The 24,500-nt window shown below is 42.0% G+C and carries 20 protein-coding genes and 1 pseudogene; 5 read left to right on the forward strand and 16 right to left on the reverse strand.

Going from position 1 to position 24,500, the window contains the following annotated elements; genetic code table 11:
• Positions 1-17: 17 nt before the first annotated feature.
• From VB654_RS05210 to VB654_RS05225, 4 genes are all read right to left on the reverse strand, one after another.
• Positions 18-1,754, reverse strand: a complete 1,737-nt coding sequence (locus tag VB654_RS05210; protein ID WP_323212466.1) for a R3H domain-containing nucleic acid-binding protein — start codon at positions 1,752-1,754, stop codon at positions 18-20.
• 40 nt (positions 1,755-1,794) lie between these two features.
• Positions 1,795-2,925, reverse strand: coding sequence for a circadian clock protein LdpA (gene ldpA, locus VB654_RS05215; RefSeq protein WP_323212468.1), 1,131 nt, complete (start codon positions 2,923-2,925; stop codon positions 1,795-1,797).
• 170 nt (positions 2,926-3,095) lie between these two features.
• Positions 3,096-4,103 (reverse strand): porphobilinogen synthase, encoded by a 1,008-nt coding sequence (gene hemB / locus VB654_RS05220; protein ID WP_323212502.1) that lies wholly within the window; start codon positions 4,101-4,103, stop codon positions 3,096-3,098.
• 62 nt (positions 4,104-4,165) lie between these two features.
• On the reverse strand, positions 4,166-4,384 hold the full coding sequence (locus tag VB654_RS05225; protein ID WP_323212469.1) for a hypothetical protein: 219 nt from the start codon (positions 4,382-4,384) through the stop codon (positions 4,166-4,168).
• 208 nt (positions 4,385-4,592) lie between these two features.
• Between VB654_RS05225 and VB654_RS05230 the strand changes: the two genes are divergently transcribed.
• Positions 4,593-6,098: a PLP-dependent aminotransferase family protein gene (locus tag VB654_RS05230; RefSeq protein ID WP_323212470.1), complete on the forward strand. Its 1,506-nt coding sequence runs from the start codon at positions 4,593-4,595 to the stop codon at positions 6,096-6,098.
• An 87-nt stretch (positions 6,099-6,185) separates the two neighbouring features.
• On the opposite strand, the gene VB654_RS05235 is transcribed toward VB654_RS05230, so the two are convergent.
• The 3 genes from VB654_RS05235 to VB654_RS05245 form a co-directional block, all read right to left on the reverse strand.
• Positions 6,186-6,686, reverse strand: coding sequence for a hypothetical protein (locus VB654_RS05235; RefSeq protein WP_323212471.1), 501 nt, complete (start codon positions 6,684-6,686; stop codon positions 6,186-6,188).
• Positions 6,687-6,804: 118 nt separating this feature from the next.
• Positions 6,805-8,946, reverse strand: coding sequence for a pentapeptide repeat-containing protein (locus VB654_RS05240; RefSeq protein WP_323212472.1), 2,142 nt, complete (start codon positions 8,944-8,946; stop codon positions 6,805-6,807).
• Between the two features lie 113 nt (positions 8,947-9,059).
• Positions 9,060-9,404: a hypothetical protein gene (locus tag VB654_RS05245; RefSeq protein WP_323212474.1), complete on the reverse strand. Its 345-nt coding sequence runs from the start codon at positions 9,402-9,404 to the stop codon at positions 9,060-9,062.
• Between the two features lie 196 nt (positions 9,405-9,600).
• On the opposite strand from VB654_RS05245, the gene VB654_RS05250 reads away from it, so the two are divergent.
• Complete coding sequence (locus VB654_RS05250; RefSeq protein WP_323212475.1) at positions 9,601-10,035, forward strand: hypothetical protein; 435 nt, start codon at positions 9,601-9,603, stop codon at positions 10,033-10,035.
• A 26-nt stretch (positions 10,036-10,061) separates the two neighbouring features.
• On the opposite strand, the gene VB654_RS05255 is transcribed toward VB654_RS05250, so the two are convergent.
• Positions 10,062-13,919 (reverse strand): PAS domain S-box protein, encoded by a 3,858-nt coding sequence (locus tag VB654_RS05255; RefSeq protein WP_323212477.1) that lies wholly within the window; start codon positions 13,917-13,919, stop codon positions 10,062-10,064.
• A gap of 1,087 nt (positions 13,920-15,006) precedes the next feature.
• On the opposite strand from VB654_RS05255, the gene nifV reads away from it, so the two are divergent.
• Positions 15,007-16,146: a homocitrate synthase gene (gene nifV / locus VB654_RS05260; protein ID WP_323212478.1), complete on the forward strand. Its 1,140-nt coding sequence runs from the start codon at positions 15,007-15,009 to the stop codon at positions 16,144-16,146.
• A 110-nt stretch (positions 16,147-16,256) separates the two neighbouring features.
• Here nifV and VB654_RS05265 read toward each other — a convergent pair whose 3' ends face one another.
• The 6 genes from VB654_RS05265 to ruvC form a co-directional block, all read right to left on the reverse strand.
• The gene (locus VB654_RS05265; RefSeq protein WP_323212479.1) at positions 16,257-17,828 is read right to left on the reverse strand and encodes an FAD-binding oxidoreductase; all 1,572 of its coding nucleotides are present in this window, start codon (positions 17,826-17,828) and stop codon (positions 16,257-16,259) included.
• Positions 17,829-17,952: 124 nt separating this feature from the next.
• Complete coding sequence (locus VB654_RS05270) at positions 17,953-18,135, reverse strand: hypothetical protein (protein WP_323212480.1); 183 nt, start codon at positions 18,133-18,135, stop codon at positions 17,953-17,955.
• Positions 18,136-18,518: 383 nt separating this feature from the next.
• A complete protein-coding gene (locus tag VB654_RS05275) occupies positions 18,519-18,992 on the reverse strand; it encodes a helix-turn-helix transcriptional regulator (RefSeq protein WP_323212481.1) in 474 nt (157 codons plus the stop codon).
• Positions 18,989-19,132, reverse strand: a complete 144-nt coding sequence (locus VB654_RS05280) for a hypothetical protein (RefSeq protein WP_323212482.1) — start codon at positions 19,130-19,132, stop codon at positions 18,989-18,991. Before VB654_RS05280 ends, VB654_RS05275 begins: the two co-directional genes overlap by 4 nt.
• Positions 19,129-19,275 carry a hypothetical protein gene (locus VB654_RS05285; protein ID WP_323212484.1) on the reverse strand — a complete coding sequence of 49 codons (147 nt, stop codon included), beginning with the start codon at positions 19,273-19,275 and terminating at the stop codon, positions 19,129-19,131. Before VB654_RS05285 ends, VB654_RS05280 begins: the two co-directional genes overlap by 4 nt.
• A gap of 222 nt (positions 19,276-19,497) precedes the next feature.
• Positions 19,498-19,989 carry a crossover junction endodeoxyribonuclease RuvC gene (gene ruvC / locus VB654_RS05290; RefSeq protein ID WP_323212486.1) on the reverse strand — a complete coding sequence of 164 codons (492 nt, stop codon included), beginning with the start codon at positions 19,987-19,989 and terminating at the stop codon, positions 19,498-19,500.
• Positions 19,990-20,300: 311 nt separating this feature from the next.
• On the opposite strand from ruvC, the gene VB654_RS05295 reads away from it, so the two are divergent.
• Both VB654_RS05295 and tsaE read left to right on the forward strand, forming a co-directional pair.
• Positions 20,301-21,671, forward strand: a complete 1,371-nt coding sequence (locus tag VB654_RS05295) for a gluconeogenesis factor YvcK family protein (RefSeq protein WP_323212487.1) — start codon at positions 20,301-20,303, stop codon at positions 21,669-21,671.
• Positions 21,672-21,714: 43 nt separating this feature from the next.
• Positions 21,715-22,176: a tRNA (adenosine(37)-N6)-threonylcarbamoyltransferase complex ATPase subunit type 1 TsaE gene (tsaE, locus tag VB654_RS05300; protein WP_323212504.1), complete on the forward strand. Its 462-nt coding sequence runs from the start codon at positions 21,715-21,717 to the stop codon at positions 22,174-22,176.
• 134 nt (positions 22,177-22,310) lie between these two features.
• Here tsaE and patS read toward each other — a convergent pair whose 3' ends face one another.
• Together patS and VB654_RS05305 are read right to left on the reverse strand one after the other, a co-directional pair.
• Positions 22,311-22,364 carry a heterocyst-inhibiting signaling peptide PatS gene (patS, locus tag VB654_RS25195; protein ID WP_416235658.1) on the reverse strand — a complete coding sequence of 18 codons (54 nt, stop codon included), beginning with the start codon at positions 22,362-22,364 and terminating at the stop codon, positions 22,311-22,313.
• A gap of 988 nt (positions 22,365-23,352) precedes the next feature.
• A pseudogene (locus tag VB654_RS05305) lies at positions 23,353-24,351 on the reverse strand (amidohydrolase family protein).
• Between the last annotated feature and the right edge of the window lie 149 nt (positions 24,352-24,500).

Consider the following 24,500-nt stretch of genomic DNA (forward strand, 5'->3'; position numbering starts at 1 on the left):
CTGCCCCCTTTCCTCTTTTACGCTGGATAAATCCGCAAACGCCGATTTGGTTCTTCACCAAAACTATCAGATTTGAGTCGATAGTGTTCTACCAACTCATGCTGCATTTTACGTACTGGCGAAGAACGGGGCAGTAACTCCACTGGTTGTCCTTTGGGAATGACAATCTGCTCTACAGCAAGTCTAGCTTCTTCTAAAGCATCCATCTCGTCATCAGTGCCACTGTGTAAAAACAATTGCAATTCTCGGTCATCTGTCATATCCGGGTCTTCAATGTTCAGCAACCGCCGCAAACCACGGGTGATCTGCGGAATTGTACTAGACTTAATGATATGAATTGGCACATGACGGGCTTTAGCCATTTGCCGTAATTTCGCTTGGTTTTTGACGTGCGATCGCAGTGCTAAAATTGCATCAGCAGTATCAATGTCTTTTGTCAAGACCACTGGCAAAGTTAATACACCAATCACCTGTTCTAACTGGTGGCGACTGACACCATAGGGATAAATGTGTAATGGCAAATCTTCACCATTTGGCCCTGAGTGTCTACTGGTCTTAAAATCAACACTCTCAGAGTAGTTAAAAGACTCATCCAGTAAGCGGTCAAACTCAGTACGTCCAGTTATTCGCTCCCGTTCTAAAGACAAAGGTGGCAATGCTACCATTTGTCCTGATGAACGCCAGCCATTAGTCGGTCGGGCTGGAGGAAAGGATTCTTCTCTTGGGGAAACTTGCCCACCTCGACCGTTAACTACTGATAACTGCCGTGTTACAGCCACCTTGCCTTGCTCATCCACAGTTCTAGTTTGTGGGCTAGGCTGACGACCTCTGAGCAAAGTATCTACAGTATCCGCAACACTTTCATGAATTACCCAGCGTTGTCGTTCTAACATTTCCACAGCAATCTCGAAAGTGGGAGGAGCTTTGCGTTCCAAAACCGTCTTTTGACTACCCCGCCTTCTGGCTTCGTCATCCCCTAAAGTCACAGCCTGAATACCGCCAACCAAATCAGAAAGGGTGGGGTTTTTGATCAGGTTTTCAATTTGGTTTCCGTGGGCAGTACCAACTAACTGTACACCCCGTTCCGCAATAGTACGAGCTGCTAAAGCTTCTAGTTCTGTACCAATTTCATCAATGACAATGACTTCTGGCATATGGTTTTCCACGGCCTCAATCATTACCTGATGCTGAAGTTCTGGTTGTGCAACTTGCATCCGCCGCGCACGACCGATAGCCGGGTGAGGTACATCACCATCACCAGCAATTTCGTTTGAGGTGTCAATAATTACTACTCGCTTATGGAAATCATCTGCTAAAACACGGGCAATTTCTCGTAAAGCTGTAGTTTTACCCACACCTGGCCGCCCCAGCATGAGAATTGATTTACCAGTTTCTACTAAATCACGAATCATGCCAATAGTGCCGAATACTGCCCGGCCTACGCGACAGGTCAAGCCAATAATCCTACCACTACGGTTACGAATAGCACTGATACGATGCAAAGTTAGCTCAATTCCGGCTCGATTATCTCCGCTAAAGGTTCCGACTCGCTGAATGCAATCATCGATTTGGGCTTGAGTGACGGGTGTTTCGCTCAGATACTCAGCTTGATTAGGAAAGCGAGCCTCTGGGCAACGACCCAGATCCAAGACCACTTCAACTAAACTATCTCTTTGGGGATGACTCTCTAGGACTTGCCGCAGGTCTTGGGGTAAAATGTCTAATAACTTTTGAAGGTCTTCTTTAATCGTCATGCTTTCTATGGTGACGTTTTTAGAGATCAGGAACAAGCGATTAGCGCTCCTGCTGTGACTTGATCTGGGAAACCAGGGAATGGGCAAGCTTGACTGCTGGCCAGAGTAATTCGGGTTTTGCTTCCAGGCGAACTTTCGCCTTTACACTGGTTTGACTCACCTCCTGATTCTCTAACTGATCGAGAATTGGTGACAGCAGCACACGGGCGTAGCTACCGTAAGCAATTCCGGCAACATGAGGCTGAGGTTGGTACTCTACACTTTTCAACAGTCCCATGGCCTTTAACTTAACAATGGTGTAGCGATTAGTGCCACCTGCTAACTGCACATATCCCGGTAACTTAGCTGTCAAAACTTTCTGCCCTAGTTTCACCGTTGCTAACGTAGTGCCATCTCCAATATCACCACTCATAGGACGGCCGTCTGTCTGCCAAATTAAGGCGCTACGCAATGGGGTAATTAGTTCAGTAATTGCTTGTAGGTAGTCAATCATGCCATCGCCATCAGGACAGCTAATGGCCAACACCTTGAGTTGGTCAGCCCACGGTGAAATTGTTTGCCATAATTGCTGAAATTTTGCCAAATGTCCGACTTTTGTGTGAATTTCTATAGCATCTACAACCTTTGACATTACCAATGGTGCGATCGCTCCAGCACTGGACATATATGATTTTGTATAAATTTTACCATATGGGCAAACTGGTATGCAACGTCCACAGCCATAGCATTTTTGAGCTTCGACTCCTGAAAAGTTCACACTGAGCGCAGCCGAAGTGTCATCCCTCTGCTTAAAAACGATCGCTTGAGCTGGGCAAATTGTTTCACATGGTCTAGGACAATCTGTGGGGCATTCAGTAGAGTTAAACTCAGCTTTGCGAAAATGGGGGTCTTCTCCATCGTTCAGGCTGACCATTAAAAAAGGTAAATTACCTCTATAGCCGTAACCTCGCTGCTTTGCATCCTTGATTAAATGCCTAGCTACTTGTAAACCTTCCTGCGCTGCTGCTATAACTGCTGGGTCAGCTGCCACATCTATACAGTCAGCACCTGCCAATGTATAGGCTAGTGTTAAACTTCTGACTGCCGGTAGATGTTGGAAGCTGGCTCCGCAAATCAGCTTGAACCAGTGTCCTTCTTTCAATGATTGTAGAGGGGCGAACAAATCAGTCACATTTCTATTATGCGTTTACGGGACTAAAAATAGTAGTCTCTAATATAGAAAAAGTCTTGATTTTCTCATCCTGAGTTCTTACTGGTTAGAGTCTCACTCTGGAAATCGCCTCTCAACCCCCTATAATAAGAGATTTTGTGGTTGGTTTACTAGTAACACTGTATTTTTACTTACGCCAACATTAAAGCCACTTCTTTGGCAAAATAAGTTAAAATTAAATCAGCACCAGCACGTTTCATACTGGTTAAAGTTTCTAAAATTATTTTTTTCTCATCAATCCAACCCATACGTGCCGCCGCTTTAATCATGGCGTATTCACCACTAACGTTATATGCTGCCACCGGCAGATTCGTGGCCTTGCGGACTTGATGAATGATATCTAGATAAGCCAAAGCAGGTTTAACCATGACCATATCTGCTCCCTCAGCAATATCTAATTCCACTTCTTTCAAAGCTTCTCTAGCATTAGCTGCATCCATTTGATAAGTCTTTTTATCACCAAATTTTGGTGCAGAATCTAAAGCATCCCGGAACGGGCCATAATAGGCAGAAGCATACTTAGCAGAATATGCCAAAATTCCCACATCTATGTAGCCTGCTGCATCTAAAGCCCGACGAATTGCGCCGACTCTACCATCCATCATGTCAGAAGGTGCAACAAAACTTGCCCCGGCTGCTGCTTGGGAAACTGCCATTTTCACCAAAACTTCCACTGTCGGGTCATTTAAAATATTACCCTGGTCATCGATTAAACCATCATGCCCATGAGTTGTAAAGGGGTCAAGGGCAACATCAGTCATGACAATAATTTCGGGAACTGCTTCTTTAATAGCTTTGACAGTTCGTTGTACCAATCCATCTGGGTTAAAGCTTTCAGTCCCAGTATCATCTTTTAGCTCTTCTGGAACTACAGGAAACAGTGCGATCGCATTAATCCCCAAATCATACACTTCCTTAATTTCTTTTAACAATAAATCTAAAGAAAAGCGATAACAATCAGGCATGGAAGCGATCTCAACTTTCTGGCCTTCTCCCTCTGTCACAAACATGGGATAAATTAAATCGTTAACGCTCAGAATTGTTTCCCTGACCATTTTTCGTAAAGCTTCAGTCCGGCGCAGACGGCGAGGACGGTAACGAAGTAGATCATTTGTATTAGAAGAATTGATAGATGGCATAATCAATGACTGGTTCATATTTATGATGATGATTATACTCTTGGAGAAATCAATTCTGATCGTTACATTTCTTGGTAATATTGCATCTCAATCCATATTCGCATTTCTGCTTCCGAGCCAAAACAAGCCGAGCGGCCTGTGATGGGGTTGTAGGCGCGCCAATAAATATGACCATAGTGATCGCTTTTTTGCCAAACTTGCAATTCTGAACTAGCTGATAGTGCAGTAACTAATTTTTGCAGTTTGGACTTTAGCTGCAACCATACTTCAATTATCTTCATAACAATATTTTTTCTCCACTTATACCTTCTAGATTCCCTGACTAATAGCTATGTGGGAAGGTACAGATTTAGCCAATTTAGTCTGGTACAGTCGCCGCATTTCTCACTGTTATAGTCAAATTCAACGCAACTGTACTGGTTAAAGCCCAGAAAAATCCTTTATATTGCCTGTATTCTCCTACTTTCTTCGTTAAGGAAGGGTGACGCTGTGATTATTCCTCTAGATCGGCACTCACAAAACCCTATTTACTTGCAAATTCGCAGTTATTTGAGCCGTTTAATTCAATCTGGCAAAATCACGGCTGGACAAAAACTGCCCTCAATTAGGGCTTTATCCGAAAGTATTCAAGTCAACAAGTTAACTGTAATTGAAGCCTATAGTCTCCTAGAAGTCGATGGATTGATTCATGCTCGCCAAGGTTCAGGATATTTTGTTAACCCCACCTTTAGCCCTGGTTTTAACCGAATTTCTTACTTTGCCCCAGCCCAAGAGGTAATAATTTCTCAAGGGGGAGGATCTTTTCTAGAACAATATACAGCTTCCATTCAGGCTCGACGGCAAGCAGATATGATAGATTTCAGCTCAGGTTTTCCCCATAATCCTGGGTTAGCAAATCTACAACGAGTTGCCAAACGTGCTTTAGCCAAAGCTGGAGATATCCTGTTTAAAGAAGACTTGCCTCAAGGACAACTTCTCCTGCGACAGTTAATTGCTCAAATGTTAGTGCAAACAGGATTAGTAGTTTCTCCCGAAGAAATAATTATTACTACTGGTTCACAACAAGCATTATCTCTAGCAATGCAATACTATCTCCAAGCAGGGGATTGGGCGATTGTGGAAACACCAACTTATCATGGTGCTTTAGGTATTCTGGAAAACTTAGGCGCTAAAGTTATAGGAATTCCCATGACTGCACAGGGAATGAATCTAGAATTACTAGAGCAATATCTCAACAGTCACCGACCAAAATTAATCTACACTATCAGCACTCTACATAACCCCACAGGGATTACAACTAACCAGGAACATCGTCAAAAATTACTGGCATTAGCACAACAGTACGAATGTTCGATTTTGGAAGATAATGCTTATGAAGGGTTAAATTTTGAACCTGTTCCTGCTCCCATTAAGGCCAGCGATCACCACAATTTAGTTACCTACATCAGTACATTCTCCAAAACCCTCATGCCAGGATTAAGAGTCGGTTACATGGTGGTGACAGGGGAACATCATCAGCATTTAGTGAAACAAAAATTACTCAATGACTTGCACGTTTCTACGGTATCTCAGGCAATTGTCAGCGAGTTTTTAGGTTCGGGACATTACCGCCGTCACCTGAGTCGTTTACGCACTAGCAATTTGCAAGGACGGAACATGATGTTGCAAGCACTAGAACATTATTTTCCCGATGCGATCGCCTCCTGCACTGCGCTCCGCTCAATCGCTTGGACTATTCCCAAAGGTGGTTTATTTTTGTGGATTCATCTGCCCGATTATTTACCGATTCAAGCAATTTGTCGAGAGGCCTTATCCCACAATATCCTTCTTGCCAATGGGTCTGTATTTTTTCCAGGACGAGGTTATCAAGCAATGCGCTTGAACTTTTGCCACACACCAGAAGATATTGAGCAAGGAATTGAAATTCTCGGTAGTTTGATTAAAAAATATCTGACGTTAAATTTCACAAGAGCAAAAATTTGTAGTTATTTGTAGTTAAGGGCATCCCTAAAAATGAAATTGCTAAATCAACAAAATAAACCCCGCCACTACAGTACGGGGATCAAATTTATTGGTAAAATATTAAAATCTATAACCAACACCACCTTGCACAGAGATAGCCGCACCACCAGAACCTTCACGGTAAGCATCAAAAGCAATGATGGCGTTACCAAAAATCACAGTTTTACTATTTGGCATAACATAATCAATTCCTGGTTGTAAAGCAAAACTGATTTTGTTGCCCACAGGAGAAGAATCACCACCACCAGCTAACACTAAACCAGCGCCTAAGTAAGCATCTGTTTGCCAGTTGATGGGGACATCATAAGAAACCGTGGGTACAACTGCGGTATTTCTTCCTACTAAAGCTTGAGCGCGGAAAGAAATTGGTGATTCTAGCAGTTTGTAACGCACAGCTATAACACCCCCAACTTGAACACCATCAGTAAGGCCAACAGTTGGCCCTACACCGACATAACTACCATAAGCTACCTGAGCTTGGGCTGGTTTAATTGCGATCATCACGACACTCAAGACCGTACCAGTTGCTAAAGCTGTAACCGAAGAGTAAAGATGCTTCATTATTGGAAACCTCACACCATCTTGAACGTTATCAGTTCATTTGAATACTTAATATTACCGCTATTATTGATTAATTAGGTAATAATTTACCTACAACTAATTACCGCATTCCCCATTTCTACGGACAACTAGAATGTAAACCGCCCTGGGTACAAATGTAAGCTATTTGCCGACGGTCTAAATTTTTGGCTTGAGAAAAATCAACACCTTGGACTACAGCAGAGACTGAGCCTAACTCTGGCATTTGCACAAATTGGTCGGCGGGATTTTGTGGGACAGGAGCGAGAACTGTGCCTTTAAAATCAGCACCTGCGACATTTGCTCCCCGTAAATCGACAAAACTCAGGTCAGCATTTTCTAAGTTGGTATTTTCTAGTTTAGCGGAGCGCAAAACAGCACCAGTAAGTCGAGTGGCGCTGAGGTTAGCATTGCTGAGATTAGCCCGGTCTAAATAGGCTCCCGATAAGTCTGCTCCTCGCCAATCAGTATTAGCTAAGTTGGCATAGGATAAATGTGTGCCGATGGCAATGACTCGACTTAAACGCGCCGCATACAAATTGGCTTCGTTGAACTTAGCATCACCGATATCAGCCCCAGTGAAGCTGGCTTTCTCTAAGAATGCACCCCGCAAATTGGCTCCCACTAGCTGGGTGCTACTGAGATCAGCAGCAATTAAACGGGCATGAGATAAATTAGCTCTATTGAGGGTAGCGCGGCTTAAATCACTCCGATTCATGATCACGCGACTGAGATTAGCATCAGTGAAATTGACTTGTTTCATTTGAGCTTGGCTCAAATCAGCGATCGCATCGTCAAAAGTATCCCAGCGTCCATCCTCACCAGGTGCGCGAAAGATACTACCTTTAAAATTGGCTTGGTTAAGATTTGCCGATTTGAGGTTAATTCCCGACAAATCAACGTTATCTAAGACCAAGTTAAAAAATGAAGTTTCTGGAGTGCCACTTTGTCCTAATTCAGCCTGACTGAGATCAACACCTGCGGTTTGGGCGCTGTAGACACTCAGAATTTTGTTGATTGTCTGCTGGTTAATATGTAACTGCTGTTCTCGCAATTGCCGTTCTGAAGATGCAGTGCTACCCTTTAATTCACCTGCTAAAAACTGGTTTTTAATTTTTAATTCTGGAATAGCTTTGAGTCCCACAGTGGCTAAAGCTTGTTGAATTGTTTTCAGAATGATGGGGTCAGTTTCTTGAACCAGCAGGTCTGTGAGAAATTGGATGGCATCAGGATCGTTGACTCCACCCATTGCCAGAATTATAGTTTGGCGTTCCTCTGTGTTAGCACCAGAGTTAGGATTCAATGTTTCTACAAGAGCCAGAAATTTTTGGCTATTGATTTGCTTGGTTTCCCGCCGGGTTTGTTGAGTTTGGATATAAACTTGGGTGGCGACTAAAGTTCCTAGCACGGCTATCATGCTGACTAGCGCTACCCCAAACAAAGTCCGGCTAGGGTTTTGCCGCATCCGTCGCCATAGAGTAGTAGTATTTGTGCTTTCCCCTGTGAGCATAGACATTGATACAGGGGCTAATTCCTCCCCGGACTGCGTGACTGGAGATTTATTCACCTGAGCAGATAATGGCAAGGGAATATTGGCATCAATTGTATATGTACCTGCTAACCAGTCATGCAGGGCGCGACGACCTCGACGTGCAGGTAAGGCCAGCCCTTCTCCCAGCACCATCAATACAGCCAAAAATGTGAACAATCCTAAATTGGGAAAAGCAAAACTGTAGCGCCAAAGAATATAGGCAATGGAAACAGGTACAGTCCAGCGACCAATTCCTTCCCGTGCGGCAACTGCTACTAAACCGGCTGGTTTGCCTACTTCGTTGACAACTCGCACACCAAATTTGCGCTTGGGAATAGTACTACCTGTTTTTCCCAGTAAATATAATTGCCACCATGAAAGAGTGACAGGGGCTAACAAGGCTATGAGCCACAAAAAATTTGTCGGGGCTGCGACGTTGCGAATACCATAGCTTACAGGTAAAGCCAAGGGTTGGGCGATCGCTCTTTCTGTGACTACCAATACTGGATGAAGTGGCACACGATTGAGATCGCTGCGAGAATTGACATAAACACCAAGTCCAAAGGGAACTAGCCCACTAACTACGACTAAGCTGATTTCAGTTGCCCATGCAGCCAAACGCCTAGAGTTTAATGGCAATGACTTGGCTTTTTCCGGTTTGTTAGACTGGCTAGATTGACTGGTATTTTTCCTCACAATTGGGGTCGCCATTGCATAATTCCTTTGAATTTATCTTTAAGTGGCTCTCGGCGCAGTTGGAATATATAGCAAAGTGCTGATTTTTCCAAGTTTTGAGCCATCAACACTGTTTTCATCGCTATTGCTTATTGCCTTTTTTGCCAGCTACCAGATACAAAAAATTTGTACCCAAGATACACTAAGAATGCTAACAATGCCACACTGATCAAAGATGCCACCAGTGTTAGCACTGCTTGAAGCATCGCAAATCCCAATATTACCCCCACACCAGCAACTATCACTTTGGTGATCCCGTTCAAGTTTTGAAACCAAAGTTGCAGTTTTGTTAACTGAGATTTAAAGTTGGTAAATACAGATGGCGATTTTTGTGTGTCTTTTGGTGGTTGTCTCACATCTGGAGATGTAGAGTTAATTTCTGCCTCTAAATTTTGCAGGCGACGTTGCAATTCTTCTTCATGTTGACGATTCATGATTGTTTCAGCTTCACTCTAAGTCACTAGTTCCACAACAAACCTACCAAATCCTGGAAATTATTTTTTGGAGATTGCAGGATAAATAAAAATTCATATAAAACACTGAGGAACATAGAATAGTTTTTCCCCGTCTCTAAACTTAGACTTATTGATATAAATACTGCACTAGAAATAGTCGGGGGCATTGGTCATTATGAAAATCTTGAGGCTACTTACACCCGCCGCTTTGGTGATGACTTTAGCATTGGCTGATTTAAACTCCGCTCAAGGACAACCACTGCAAATTAGACCCAATTCCAACTCAGAACCACTGGTTGTAAATGGCACATCTGGAGGCACAGTTCCCAGTAATTGCGGCAACATTGCTAAGACACCCAATCACGTTATGCACGTAACCAACCCACTGCCTTACTTACGCTTAACAGTTAAAGGATCTGGACAGCCCACACTGCGAATTGAAGGGCCTGGAGGCAGCTTTTGCGTGTTATCAGATACTTTCTCTGAAACCAATCCAGAAATTTCTGGTTTTTATATGCCGGGAACTTACAACATACACGTTGGTGATTTATCTCAAAATCAGTATAACTATACCCTCTCAATTTCGCAACAAAAACAGCCAATCAAGTAGTTTCTTTCAGCCAAAACGACGATCAGCTACTTTTTACTCAGTACATGGTGCAAACTATTTACTAAATCGGGGGCTGTGTAGGGTTTGGAAACAACTAGTTGGACAGTGGTATGATTTGCATCTGTCAAAGTTTCCATAGAGTTAATGCCGCTACAAGCAATGATTTTTACCTGTGGGTTCATTTTTTGTAAGGTGCGAATGGCGGTGATTCCATCCATTTCCGGCATCATGAGATCCATTAAAACTGCACTGATATGCTGTTTGTGCTGGGCATAAAGTGCGATCGCTTCAATGCCATTACTAGCAATGAGAGTTTGATAATTGTATTTTTCCAGAACAATTTTCCCAATTTCTTGAATTTCAACTTCATCATCTACAAATAAAATTAGTTCTCCCTGTCCTGGAACTATCTCTACATGATTGATATCGATGGGTTGTTTAACTTCTACAGCAGGTAAAAACATCTGAAATTGACTGCCCTGCTCCACTGTGCTAGATACATTCATAAACCCGCCGTGGCTTTTGATAATTCCCAGCACTGTTGACAGCCCCAATCCTGTGCCTTTACCGACATCTTTTGTGGTGAAAAATGGATCAAAAATTTTATCTAATATTTCCGGTGCTATCCCCATTCCCGTATCGGTGATAGTCATCACTACATAATGTCCAACTTTGGCATCAATATTCATCCGGGCATAGGCTTCATCAATAAACATATTTTTCGTAGAAATGCTGACCATACCACCTTCTGGCATGGCATCACGGGCATTCACGACCAGATTCATTAACACTTGATGCAGCTGTGTCGCATCTCCAGAAACAGCCCACAAATCTTCTGGTATGGTGATGGTAAATTCGATAGATTTGGGAAATGTTTGTTTGGTGATCTGAGTAATTTCCGTAATCAGATGTTTGAGTTGAACTATAGTGCGTTCTCCCTTAAATCCTCGCGCAAATGACAAAACTTGTTTAACTAAAGCCGCCCCTCGTTTGCTGTTGTTTTCAATAATTGCTAGGAGGTGGTGATAATGTTCTTTGTCTTGAGCGAATCTCACCTGTAGCAGTTGAGATGCTGCCAAAATAGGTGTCAAGATATTATTCAAGTCGTGAGCAATTCCGCCGGCTAAAGTGCCAAGACTTTCCAATCTTTGAGCGCGGAAAAACTGCTCTTCAAGTTGCTTTTTTTCTGTAATATCAGTATCAACAGACAGAATGGATTTTGGTTGTCCTGTGGCATCATACATCAGTGTCCAACGGCTGGCGACAATAATTTCTTGACCGGATTTCGTAACTTTGTGTAACTCACCCTGCCACGAACCAGATTCAATTACAGCTTTGAGGGCTGCTTTGAGTTGCGGCGAATTTTTTTTGCAAAAAAGTTCTTGTGTATCTTTGCCTAAAGCCTCTTCTACTGACCAACCATATATATGCTCTGCACCTTGATTCCAGAATAGGATTTTGCTGTGGAAATCTCGCACTAAAATCGCATCGGTAGCAATATCAAGTAAGGCTGCCTGTTCGCTAATTTTCTCTTGTGCTTGTTTGCGATCGCGTAGCGCTGCTTGCTGCTCGCTAATGTCAGTAAAAGAAGTGACTACGGCGTAAGGAACGGGGTCATGATCATAAAATAAGGGTTGGGAATTAATAGAAATCCAGGTTAGTTGTCTATTAGGCTGATAAATTCCCATGACCACATTCGAGCAGGGTTTGCCGGTACGCAAAGAAATCATTGATGGATGTATTTCACCAGGAAAGGGAGAACCATCTTCTTTGATAGTCTGCCAGCCAGGTTCGTCAGAGGTGTGCTTAAGTATTTGGTCAACAGAAAGTCCCAAAATTCTTTGGGCGCTGGCATTACAGGCAGTTATATTGCCCTTAGCGTCTTGGATCATAATCCCCTCCTGCATAGCAGCAACCACTGAACGATAACGTTCTTCACTGGCTTGCAGTGCTGCTTCTGCTTCTTTGCGATCGCCGATGCACCTAGTTGTACCGATCAACCGTATGGGCTGCCCCTGTTCGTTACAAAAGACTTTACCGTTGCCACTGAGCCAATGAATACTGCCATCCAGCCAAACAACCCGAAATTCACCTTGATATTCACTTTTCTCCGCCAAACTGCGAGTGATCATCTCAGACAAACATTGCCTGTCTTCAGGATGAACTAACTTAAAAAAGTCTTCTATGGTTTCTGAACTAGAAGTATGAGGCAAATCATAAAGGAGTGCCATATTAGCAGAGCATACTACTTGATTGGTGAGGAGATCCCAGTCCCAAATCCCCATTTTAGTGGCTTCTAAGGCTAAATTTAGTCGCGCCTCACTCTCTCGCAGTGATTCTTCCATCTGCTTGCGCTCGGTAATGTCTCTGCCAACTCCCAGCAATTCCACTACCTCTCCAGTTTCGTTCTTAATTGCGGCAATCTTCCACTGTAGCCAGCGCAAGCCATCAACTGTCAACAGACGTTTTTCATCAGTAATCAAGTCATGGGGTGGACAGAGCAATTTTTTGAGATTTTCTGTCATTTGAGACAAGTCATCGGCATGGAAAAACTGAAAAACCCACTGACCAAGTAACTGTTCATTTTGTTGCCCCAATGCTTGGCACACTACTGTGTTTGCAAAAGTAATTTTTCCCTGCAAATCTATGCGGATAATCAAGTCGGTTTGAGTTTCCACTAGCTGGCGATAAAGTTTCTCGCTTTGCTGCAATGACTGTTCGGCACGTTGGCGTTCCGTAATTTCTGTTTGTAAAAGCGCGTTAGATATGAGAAGTTCGTTTGTGCGTTCTACTACTCGATTTTCTAATTCATCGCTGGCTTGATATAACGCCGCTTCTGCTTGTTTGCAGGAACTAATGTCACACAGCAACCAGCGCCAACCCACTCGCTTACCCTGTTTATATATAGCCGCAGCTCTCAAACTCGCAGGGAAAGATAAACTACCTTGTGGCTGGAGGTGAATTTCCCAGTTTTCTATCTCGTGTAATGTTTGTAGTTGGGTAATAAATTCGTGACGGTCTTGTTCAGCAATAAATATAGCTAATGGTTTGTCCACCAAAAAATTTTGCTTTACACACAGCAATGTAGCTGCTGCATGGTTAGCTTCTCGAATCACACCTTCGGCATCACTGACTAAATAACCATGAGGAGCGAACTCAAATAAATCCTGATAACGCTGACGTTCTAATTCAGCGATTTCACGAGCTACGGCTAGTTCTTCGTTTTGTTGCCGTAGTTCTTCTTCCACTACTTGAAGTTCTTCGAGGGTTTGCTGAAGTTCTTCATTAACTTGGATAACTTCCAGCGTTTGTGCGTCCAACCATGTTGTTAATTGACCATAACTTTGATAACCGATTACTTCTACTGGCTGTAGATTTTGCGGTAAGGTTTTGATCATGCTCACCCTATTTAGGGGATCAAAGGTTTTGAGCAAGGAGGTTTCAGTGACCAGCCCGACTAATTGACTCTGTTGGTCTAAAATTGGCAGATGGTGAATTTGATGCTGACGCAATAACGACAAAGCTGTAAAGACATCCTGGGGATGGGATGGTGTCAGGGTAATCACTTGCTTTACCATCACTTCAGCTATTGTTGTTTGAGATAAATTAATGTAATTAGCCGTAATTCTAACTATATCTGTAGTTGTAAATATACCTAATATCTGTCCTTGGTCTACAATTAAAACACAGGTATTAGTCTGACGATTACCGTTACTGTCAACTAACTGATAATTTGAGGGGGTTAGTGACGGGTTTATCCTGGGTTTTTGACTCATCAAGATAATGGCATCGACTACATAACTATCAGGGCTAATCGTTAAAGGACATTGGTCAATAGCATGATAGAAGTTAGGCGCATCAATTAGCTGATTGTTAAATCTCATAGTTAATTCATCGGTTTTCACTATCTGATTGACATCAGAACTACATAGCGCAAGTTATAGGTCGAAATTTGTGAGTTACCTTTGGTGATGGAGTCAAAAAAGGCGATAAATCTGATTACTGAATAAAAAGATGCTTGGATAAAACAAAATTCTTTACTGGCTATAGCCTCAGTGCTATACAAGCTGGGCAGATGAGGAAATTTTTGTAGTTCTCAAACCCATTGTATTGTTGAATTAGGGATAGATGATCTTTTACTTTCAGAGATTACACTAATTCATCCTTTGATCTGAAGGGGGTGAAACCACCCACGTGAAATATTTAAGCGATCGCCTGTATCAATCTTGTATTTGTTTACACGAAAAATAATCTATTCATAATTGCTTGAAACATTGGTTTAAAGGCGTTTTTCATATTTCTGACCTCATGAAATCAGAGATCAAAAGTTGGAATTAATACAGTAATTAAAGCGCTTAGTCGGTGGTTAGCTGGGGAATTTGCAATAATTCTTGATATTTCCAAGTAATTCAAAAATGCTAATCTTGGGGCGAAAGCTCCCAAATTTTTGGCTGGCTTCAAATTTGAAGATTCTCTACATAATTTCATAGTTATAGAGAAATAATAATTCAGCATCATACTTAATAAATGCCCCTACAAACTCAGTATGTGCTGATTACTGGTGAGTTTGTTTTCATGGTTCAGCCGTGCAATTTCTCAATTAAGGAGAGCCATAATTGCTGACACAACATACCTGCCAAATGGTAAATTCATTTTGTCACCAATACCTCCATCTAAAGGAGAGCAAACACTACCTCCCATAGCATACTTACGACAATTTTATGATCTAACTCCTCTAGCGGTTCTTGATTGAGTCACAACCCCCTCTGGTGTCAGGGAGGAGAAAGTCATCTGAGCAGATCAAGCAGGGAAAACAAGCATATCTGCATTATAATTTTTACCAAAAAAGGACATGGCAAAAAACAGGATTGACTCTAAATTTGCTCAATAATTTTGGCGCATAATTGTAGTTTTACTTATTTATTGATAAAAACTTTGTATATTAATTATGATAACAGAGGCATTACGGAAATGGATCAAACTGTGATCAACGACACAACCCTGCGTGATGGTGAACAAGCGGCTGGTGTGGCTTTTAACTTGAAGGAGAAAATAGCGATCGCGCAATTACTTGATGCTATTGGAGTCCATGAGTTAGAAATCGGGACTCCTGCAATGGGTGAAACAGAACAACACGCCATAAAAACAATTGCTGACTTAGGTTTGCAAGCTGACCTCCTTGGTTGGAATCGCGCCGTAATTTCTGATATTCAAGCTTGTATAGATTGTGGTTTGCGACGAGTGCATATATCTATACCTGTGTCTGCGATCCAAATTGCTGCTAAATTTCAGGGAAAATGGCAGATAGTTTTAGAGAAACTGGGAGATAGTATTAGCTTTGCCCTTGATCATGGATTGTTTGTGTCCGTAGGCGGAGAAGATTCTTCTAGAGCCGAGTCAAAATTTCTCTTGGATGTAGCGCTTTATGCTCAAGAATGTGGTGCATCACGGTTTCGCTTTTGTGACACCGTAGGAATTCTGGAACCTTTCACAACTTACACACAAGTTAAACAATTAGTAGCAGCATTATCAATACCAGTGGAAATGCACACACACAATGATTTTGGTTTAGCAACTGCTAATGCTCTAGCCGGCATGAAAGCGGGTGCTTTATCAGTGAATACAACAGTCAATGGTTTAGGCGAAAGAGCCGGAAATGCCGCTTTAGAAGAAATCGTCATGGCTCTCAAACGTATCCATAATACTAATTTAGGTATTGATACTTCTCGCTTACTGGAAATCTCCCGACTTGTAGCATCAGCATCAGGGTATAATGTGCATCCCTGGAAAGCAATAGTCGGCGAAAATAGTTTTGCTCACGAATCAGGTATTCATGCTCATGGTGTACTACAAAATCCTCATACTTACGAACCATTTGCCCCGGAAGAGGTAGGCGGAGAAAGACGTTTGGTATTGGGTAAGCATTCTGGACGGCATCTATTATCCAACGTACTGGAGCAACATGGTATTTCTCTGAACCCAGAAGCCATGAAATCCGTTTTAGAGGCAGTGCGACAAGCATCTATGGAGAACAAACGGAGTTTAACTACACAAGAACTTTTAGATTTAGCTGAAACACACCATAGCAAAGTGCTGAGTGCTGAGTGCTGAGTAGAAAGTGAGGAGGGGTGGGTTTAAGTAACCAGTTTGGGTTCGTCTAAATCCTTAGTAAACCCGCCCGTACAGGAGTCAGGACTGCTGATTCAAAATCCATGAAAAGCCTAGAGAGTAGGACTTTTGACTTCACGGCGGTAGTAGTCACCACCGGAACCATATTTCCAAGCGTCAACTAAACGATGCCAATAATATTGTTGTTCAATGGGCTGATTTTTTATCCATGTTTCTAACATGGGACTTAACTTAAATAAAGCTGTGTAAATCCCTAAATTACTGTAATGCACTAGCCAATCAAGTAAATTCGGTAAACCGACTTGGGGAATAATTTTGGCAATTAATCCTGGATGAAATAAACCGGTTTTTAAGAGTGTTTGTGTTAGTCCCGAAAACTGTACCACATCTTGCAAAAACGGTTTTAAGACTGGTGTTCCCAGTTGCTGCATTTCCTCAAATACCGCCTTGAGTAGTTGATTAATTTGCTCTGGGGCAATTTTTTGATTTATCCCCACACTCATAGCTTGTTGAAACAACCAGGTGACTGTCAGATTGGGTTGATAGGGTTGCAGGAGGGCTAAATTTTGGGCAGATAATTGATTGCTTTCTAGTGCTTCATGAATGCCGAATGTTAACCGCTTGAGGTGACGTACCATCGCCCCAAATCCGCCAAAACTCAAGGGAGATTGACTACCACTGCTGTCTCCCACTGTTAACAGGCGATCCCAAGGGGTTTGAATGGGACTTTGGCGATAGGAAGGAAAGAAGCCAAACAGCGCTCGTTGAAATTGTAATTGGTTTAATTCCACACCCTGATATTCTGGTAGCAGTCGCAGATATTCCTCAAATAATGCGGTTAAAGTCAGGCGCTGTGGTTCTGCATCCATGTAGGTGAATAAGTAAGTCGTTCTCCCATCTTTAGCGGGGAAAGCTTCCCAAAAGTATTGACATTGATTTTCTAAGGGTGTGAAGGAAAATAGCAAGTCGCCGGTGGTATTTTTTGGATAACCTTGGGCGCAACTTCCCACAACTAAGCATAAAGCATCTGGTTTTTTACCTTGGCGGGCTTGGCGGGTAATGGGAGAAAAATTTCCCATTGCGTCGATTAATAATTTAGTTTTGTATTGGTTGTTAACTATGACTCCTTCTGGATGAACTGTTGCTTCAGTAAAAGGTGTATTTTCTAACAACTTTCCCCCAACAGCGAGAAATTTAGTTTTTAATGTATCTAGGAGATAAACGGGATCTACGCCAATATTTAAGACATCCTCTACCCATATTTCTGTACCACCAGCAAAACTGACTCGTGCGGGGTTATATTTAGTTGCGATCGCCTGTTCTAATTCTGCAATACTCAGCAAGTTTAATTCCACAAATACTGCTAATTCTGGGCGAGAAATATTCCACTCTTGTTCTCTCCCCCGTAAAATTCCCCGTTCCATTAACGCTACCCGTAGCCCTTTGACTGCTAAGGCGGAAGCAATTAAAATCCCTAAAGTCCCACCGCAAACTATGACATCCCACTCTACAGCATCTAAAGGTTGCTGACTTTCTTTGACTACTGTGGGGATGGGGGCGGTATTTTCTCTGATGGATGTTAAAAGGCGATCGCCTTGGCGCAAACCGCCGATCACATCGCCCGGTAGTTGAGAGAGAATTTCTTCAGTTAAAGATGGGGACATATTCAGGAGATTCCAAGGGACTATTAGTATTAATCCTATCTTTGACAGGTTTGATTGATTGAATTGTGGATCAAGATACTCGATCAGCTCTGCTGGATAATTTGCAGAGCGATCGCTATTTTTTTTACTCCTGTGGAGGCTCAAACACAATCTTGAACTCTGCATTTGGCATAACACGGTGCAGAACTCTCAAATGATCGTCGGCATCTTGGCGGTTAGCAAAATGGGCGACGGTGTGGGTTTTACTGTTTTCTAAAAAGCGCACAATCGTCCAAGGACGTTGGCGATCGCTAATTGGCTTTATCATGAATAGAGTCTCCTTGTGATTAGGGAGCCGGAAGTCAGCAGCAAGCCTCGGAAACTTATTTGCTGGCTTCTGACAAGATTTGTAATTTTATTGCCTGGTTGTTGTCTGTGTGAGTGTGTTTTCATCGCTTCTAAACACTCTCATTTCAAAGCTTTTGGGGTTTGATGCCAGGAAATTTACCCGCTTGGGAATAGGGGAGGTTTACTGTCCAGTTCTGCGGGCATGATGCCTGTGCAAATTAAGTTATCTGGGTATATTTGACCATCAGAGAAGAGAAAGAGGGCTTTTGGTTCGGTGTTTTAAATATTCATACTTTACCGAATAAAATGTTTGACACAAAAACACTATATACGGTAAGGTATTATCATGTAAATAAATTGAGTTTAAATTTTAAATCCAGCTTGTTTTGCAATTAAGGTCAAATATTTAGATGTGGCTAAAGTCGGCTCATACACACTGTTTTCCCATTGGCTAACTGTTGCTTGTCGAACACCTAGTTTTTGTGCAAACTCCGCTTGTGTTAAATTCATGTGTTGCCGCAGTGCTTTGATTAACTCAGCATTCCACAGTACAGTATCACCCTGAAGCTGAACTTGATATTTATCAGGAGGTTTATTAAATGTGACTTGTTGCTGATCAAAATCCAAATTTTCCACACGATATCCCGCCTCTATCCAGGCGTAAGCTTGTGATGAGCCTTTGCTGCGGTTACTCCACCATGCCTGTTTACTTTTTGCGGAATTGGGTAAAGAATCTTTTATTAAAGTCTCAATTTCGGCAAATGATAGAGTTATTTCATTTTGATCACTGCCACATAAAAAATCTAGGAGTGGCTGATATTTGCTGCCCTCCTTCATGTCACCTCGTCTTCTCCTAAAATTATGCGTTCTATATGGGCTTTTGCTTCAGTGAGCAAATTTTCAGTTTCGGTATACAGACCTTTTGCTTTATTACTACGCCTGTTTAATTCGTCTACGATTAGTCGCTGAACTTTCATAGGGCGCTTTCATGTTTAGGTAAGTTACCAATTATTTCTAACTTGTGTGAGTAGTCAAGGTCACGAAGATAGATATGCTGGCGATACCTCTGTGGTACATCAGCCGGATTTTTGTAAGGATTAGTAAAGTTAGTGAATGGCATGGAGCGATCGCTATATATATAAAATTACGCTGTAGCAAGTTAATACCTTACTCTAGAATGCCAGAAAATTAGACATTAGAAAGCGATCGCACATTTTCAATTCCAGTTTATCGGTTCAGGCGATCGCCCTAACAGCTATAAATTATATAGGTATAACTAACGCTTATTTCTGAGCTTAATTAATTATTCTCTAGTTCAACTAACTATTCTCGTTATACAAAACTAAATCTGATACCAAGCAGTCAAAGCCACAGCCAAAGCATCAGCAGCATCATCTGGCTTAGGAACATAGTCTAAATCCAATTCTCGCGCCACAGCATCTTGCACTTCTGATTTATCGGCATTACCATAGCCTGTTAAGGCTTGCTTAATTTGGGCAGGAGTAAATTCCACATAGGGCAGCTTATGCTGCGCTAAAGCCAATATCAATACACCTCTAGCCTGTGCCACAACAATTGTATTTGCCATCCGATAGAAAAACAATTTTTCAATTGCTACCAAATCTGGCTGTAATTCCTGAATCACAGTGTGCAAATCGTCAAACAAAGTACACAAGCGCTGTCCCATTTCCATTTTGGATGAAGTCTGGATTACTCCAAAATCTACCATATTAACCGATGTATCCTGAATTTTAGCCGGACTTTGGGTGCAAGAAATTAGCCCAAATCCTAAAATTGCTAGTCCCGGATCTAATCCTAAAATGCGTTTTTCCATTAAATTCAATTTATGGCCGTAGTCATCATAGCGGTAAGGAAAGTGTTGAAAAAGAGGCAGGGGAGAAGAGGCAGGGGGGCAGGGGAGAAGAGGCAGGGGGGCAGGGGGCAGGGTGCAGGGGGAAAGAAACCTACTCATAACTTTCTTAACTCATAACTTTCCCCACTCAGCACTCAGCACTCAGCACTCAGCACTTTCCCCACTCAGCACTTTCCCCTTGATAAATTCATCAACTCTATATTTGGTGTTCATCCCAAGTAGTGTAAATTTTTTGTTAATCATTTATTTTGTAGCACTGCTCCTAATCAGGTATGTCAATTGGTTTTCTCAGACAAGCCCTCAATGCCCTGCAAAAGCAGTCGCGCCGCCGCACTTCCCATCGTGTTAACCAGTGGTTCAAGTGGTTATCTCCTGGACTCGCTATCAAACGTTGGTTACTCATCAGCCTGGGAGGTGTACTGCTGGCAATTTTGGGGTTGGCTATATCGGTAAAGCTAACCCCAATTTTTTGGGCCATGGAGTTGATCAGGGGTTTTCTGGGAGGAATTGCTGAGATTTTACCCCACTATATCAGCGGCCCTTTGGTATTACTAGGTGGTATACTTTTGCTGCTTTGGGGGCAAACTCGCACCGTCAGCTCAATTACTCAGGTGTTAAGACCAGGGGACGAAGAGGATTTAATTGATGTGCTGATGGCACATCGTCGATTGTACCGGGGTCCGAAAATAGTAGTAATTGGTGGTGGTACTGGACTCTCGACTTTATTACGGGGCTTGAAAACTTACAGCGCTAATATTACTGCCATTGTGACTGTAGCTGATGATGGTGGCTCTTCTGGGCGATTGCGTCAGGAATTTGGCGTTTTACCACCAGGGGATATTCGTAATTGTTTGGCAGCACTGGCAGATGAAGAAAAGTTATTAACAGAATTATTTCAATATCGTTTTAAGGCCGGGGATGGATTGACAGGCCATAGCTTTGGCAATTTGTTTTTAACTGCCATGAGCGATATTACTGGGGATTTAGAACGGGCGGTTGCAGCTAGTTCTAAGGTGTTAGCAGTGCGGGGACAGGTTTTACCGGCTACCTTGAGTGATGTTCGCCTCTGGGCAGAATTAGACGATGGCCGTCGGATTGAAGGTGAGTCGAGTATTCCGAAAGCTGGGGGAAAAATTGTCAAAATTGGCTGTATTCCTGCTAATCCTCCAGCTTTACCCGCAGCTATTAAAGCTATTAAAGAAGCTGACTATATTATTGTGGGGCCAGGTAGCTTATATACCAGCCTGATTCCTAATTTACTTGTACCAGAAATTGCTGATGCGATCGCTGAATCTACAGTACCTAGTATCTACATCTGCAATATCATGACTCAACCGGGCGAAACTCAGGGATATACTGTTGCTGACCACATTAAAGCTATTGATGCCGCCTGTGGAGAAAGACAGCTGTTTGATGCCGTATTGGTACATAAAAAATCTCCCTCTGAACAATCACTCAAGCGCTATGCTCAACAAAATTCCCATCCAGTATTTTTGGATCGGGAAGATGTTACCCTACTAGGGCGGCGAATTGTTTTAGCTAATATCTTGCATGAAGATGAAACAGGTTGTGTGCGTCACAATCCCCAGAAACTAGCACGAGTTTTGTTGCGATGGTACAGTGGAACCCATCAGGGAAAATGAATTCAACATGGAGCCAGAAAAAATATTCAATCTTGACTCGGCTATGAATATTTTGCTTGCAGATGCAGAAGCAACGCTACACTTAGGCATCAAACTTGGTCAAAATCTGACGGCTGGCAGTGTGATTTTATTGGAAGGTGACTTAGGCACTGGCAAAACCACACTAGTACAGGGAATTGGTCAAGGTCTAGGCATCACCGAAAAAATCATTAGCCCTACTTTTACTCTAATTAATGAGTATATCCAAGGACGTTTTCCCCTTTACCATTTAGATTTATATCGCTTAGAACCCTCTGAGGTTGTAGCTTTAAACCTAGAAACTTATTGGGAAGGTCTGGAAGTGATGCCGGGAATTGTAGCCATTGAATGGGCAGAAAGAATGCCCTACAAGCCAGATAGTTATTTGAGTTTGGTGTTGACTCATGGCGATGACGGTACTCGTCAAGCCGAAATTAGACCTTTTAATTGCCAACTCTCAGCCTTTGTGGGCTTAGAGAACTTGTAGCAATCAGAGTCTATTGACCAAAAATCAACGGATTTGCTGTAGTCATATCTATTGGTGAGGACAGTGTTGACAAAGAGGCCGGGAAGCAGGTGAAACTTTTGTTCACTCAGCACCCAGCACTTTCCCCACTTGTTCTATCTACCACTACCACGCTCATCAAAAAAATTCACTAACATTGTTCTCTTCATTATTCAAAAATCAATGAAATACTGTTCAACTTCAGAACTGGTTAAGATTCACATCTACTAGCTTTTTGCTGCGGTTAGCTAGGATTGGCGTATTCTCGCAGATGATATTGCAGTAGATGAATAAAAACCGGAATCAAACCGTCACAGACATTGGATTTGCAAGTAATATCTAGCACGCTACTAGATAATTTTTAATACTTACCCTCAAGAAAAGTCACATTCATCTGAGAATTAACATAACTCTTTCCTCTAGGGGATTATCTTTGTGAATAGGGATGTGAGATGAATTGAAATTACTCAGTAAATGCTGGTATTTTTTTCATCTGTTTACACTACGGTTATTCCTATTGCTTCATTGCTTTAATTATCTCGATAAATAGCGATTCAGTTTGTTTGATTGGATGCTGATTTGTCTTTATCTGCTCCGTTTTGCTGGCTAATGTTAAGCTTTTTTGCAAAGTTACGGACGGAAACCCAAAACAATCAGGACTGCAAGAATCAGGTTTTAACACCGTACAAATTCAGTGCATATAAAATTTTTATATGTATAAAACATAGTTTTCACAGAAATTTGCCCGTTTACTTAACCCTATTAATTCTCTACGTTATTTAGAGAAAAAATCCGGATAGTTAAATACAAAAAGATTGTAGTGAAAAGTTAAGTGTTGAACATTTACACTGCAATTCCTGGGGCTTCTGTTTGTAATTCGTATTTCTAGCTAAGATTCGGAATCTATAAACAAAAAGTTGCTGTTTGTAAAGTAATGAGATTAATTTATTTAAATAATTTTTATTAGAAGTTATACTTATATTTATAAGTATCGATGTAGTTATTAATTGGATAAAAATAATTTTCTCCAGGGAGCTACCTGGGAATTTTGATTTAGTGTTTGTACTATTTTTCAAGTATAAATAAAATCTTATATAGGCAATAAAATTGATACATTGTATTTCTCTGAAACAAGCGCACAAAATTAATTATATTTGGTTACAAGAAAGTCAAAGCTGATCCGCGAATTTCTGTATTTACTTTGCCTTGGTTATAAACAATTTGACCACCGACAATGGTGCTGATAGCCCATCCTATCAGGTTTGTGCCTTCAAAGGGACTCCAACCACATTTAGTTAAGAGTTCCTCCCGCTTGACTGGGCGATATGTGTTTAAATGTACTAAAACTAAATCGGCATCATAACCAGGTGCGATCGCGCCTTGATTGGGTATGCCATAAGCCTTCGCTACAGCCTGAGACATCCAGTTAACATCACAGCCAGAGAAGTTTCTAATCCTGGCATTCCAGAGGGAGTATTGGGATATTCTTGAGCTTTTTCAGTCAAGGTGTGAGGTGCATGACACCATCGCGCAAAGCTTACCAAAGCACTTCGTGATCGTGAGGCGATCGCAACGGTGGATTCATCTGAGCCAGTGTGCTAATTGCTTCATCAGCACTGGTATTCAATAATAAATGTTGTGGTGTCACCTCTGTTGTTACCCAAATGGGTTTATCCTGACGCAGCAGGTCAGCTGCTTCGGCTGTAGATATATGTAGTATGTGCAGACGACATTGATATTTTTTAGAAAGTTTTAACGCTCGTTGGGTTGCCAAAAGTGCCACTTTACTATCTTGAATCTGAGAATGAATCACCGGATCATGAATACCCGCAAATTCTTGGCGACGTTGATTGATTCTGGCTTCGTCGTCGGCATGAACGGCAATAAGGAAGTCACACCACCTTTGGCACAGGCACAACTGTAAACAAATCTTCCTTGTGTTCTAACTCTGGTTCGCGGAAAAGTACCTGTGGATCAATGACACCCGGCAACAAAGTTAACCCTTGTGCGTCAATTTCCTTAACTGGTGCTGCGGGCGAGATTTCCGATGCTAATTCAACGATTTGGCGATCACGCGTCAGCACCTCCCCATATTAATTCACCATGAGGGAGAATAATACTAGCGTGGCGAATCAGTAAACTTTGTGGAAATGACATGAGCCTAACTGGATTTAGACAGATATTTATACTTTTAGGTTAAACTTAGTTGCGCTCACCGTCATAAATTTTTGCATATCGTTAGGAAAAAATTTATTTGTAACTGATAAATCCCTCTTTAAAAATGCTAGCTTCAGCCAGGACATCAG

This window comes from Nodularia sp. UHCC 0506, assembly GCF_034931045.1.
Lineage (GTDB): Bacteria > Cyanobacteriota > Cyanobacteriia > Cyanobacteriales > Nostocaceae > Nodularia.

What these genes read in the sequence shown, in the direction of transcription:
- tsaE (WP_323212504.1), top strand. Translation starts at nt 21,715, where the DNA reads ATGAATATTTTGCTTGCAGATGCAGAAGCAACGCTACACTTAGGCATC.
- VB654_RS05295 (WP_323212487.1), top strand. Translation starts at nt 20,301, where the DNA reads ATGTCAATTGGTTTTCTCAGACAAGCCCTCAATGCCCTGCAAAAGCAG.
- ruvC (WP_323212486.1), bottom strand. Translation starts at nt 19,989, where the DNA reads ATGGAAAAACGCATTTTAGGATTAGATCCGGGACTAGCAATTTTAGGA.
- nifV (WP_323212478.1), top strand. Translation starts at nt 15,007, where the DNA reads ATGGATCAAACTGTGATCAACGACACAACCCTGCGTGATGGTGAACAA.
- VB654_RS05285 (WP_323212484.1), bottom strand. Translation starts at nt 19,275, where the DNA reads ATGCCATTCACTAACTTTACTAATCCTTACAAAAATCCGGCTGATGTA.
- VB654_RS05280 (WP_323212482.1), bottom strand. Translation starts at nt 19,132, where the DNA reads ATGAAAGTTCAGCGACTAATCGTAGACGAATTAAACAGGCGTAGTAAT.
- VB654_RS05255 (WP_323212477.1), bottom strand. Translation starts at nt 13,919, where the DNA reads ATGAGATTTAACAATCAGCTAATTGATGCGCCTAACTTCTATCATGCT.
- VB654_RS05265 (WP_323212479.1), bottom strand. Translation starts at nt 17,828, where the DNA reads ATGTCCCCATCTTTAACTGAAGAAATTCTCTCTCAACTACCGGGCGAT.
- hemB (WP_323212502.1), bottom strand. Translation starts at nt 4,103, where the DNA reads ATGCCATCTATCAATTCTTCTAATACAAATGATCTACTTCGTTACCGT.
- VB654_RS05250 (WP_323212475.1), top strand. Translation starts at nt 9,601, where the DNA reads ATGAAAATCTTGAGGCTACTTACACCCGCCGCTTTGGTGATGACTTTA.
- VB654_RS05245 (WP_323212474.1), bottom strand. Translation starts at nt 9,404, where the DNA reads ATGAATCGTCAACATGAAGAAGAATTGCAACGTCGCCTGCAAAATTTA.
- VB654_RS05275 (WP_323212481.1), bottom strand. Translation starts at nt 18,992, where the DNA reads ATGAAGGAGGGCAGCAAATATCAGCCACTCCTAGATTTTTTATGTGGC.
- VB654_RS05225 (WP_323212469.1), bottom strand. Translation starts at nt 4,384, where the DNA reads ATGAAGATAATTGAAGTATGGTTGCAGCTAAAGTCCAAACTGCAAAAA.
- VB654_RS05210 (WP_323212466.1), bottom strand. Translation starts at nt 1,754, where the DNA reads ATGACGATTAAAGAAGACCTTCAAAAGTTATTAGACATTTTACCCCAA.
- VB654_RS05270 (WP_323212480.1), bottom strand. Translation starts at nt 18,135, where the DNA reads ATGATAAAGCCAATTAGCGATCGCCAACGTCCTTGGACGATTGTGCGC.
- VB654_RS05235 (WP_323212471.1), bottom strand. Translation starts at nt 6,686, where the DNA reads ATGAAGCATCTTTACTCTTCGGTTACAGCTTTAGCAACTGGTACGGTC.
- VB654_RS05240 (WP_323212472.1), bottom strand. Translation starts at nt 8,946, where the DNA reads ATGGCGACCCCAATTGTGAGGAAAAATACCAGTCAATCTAGCCAGTCT.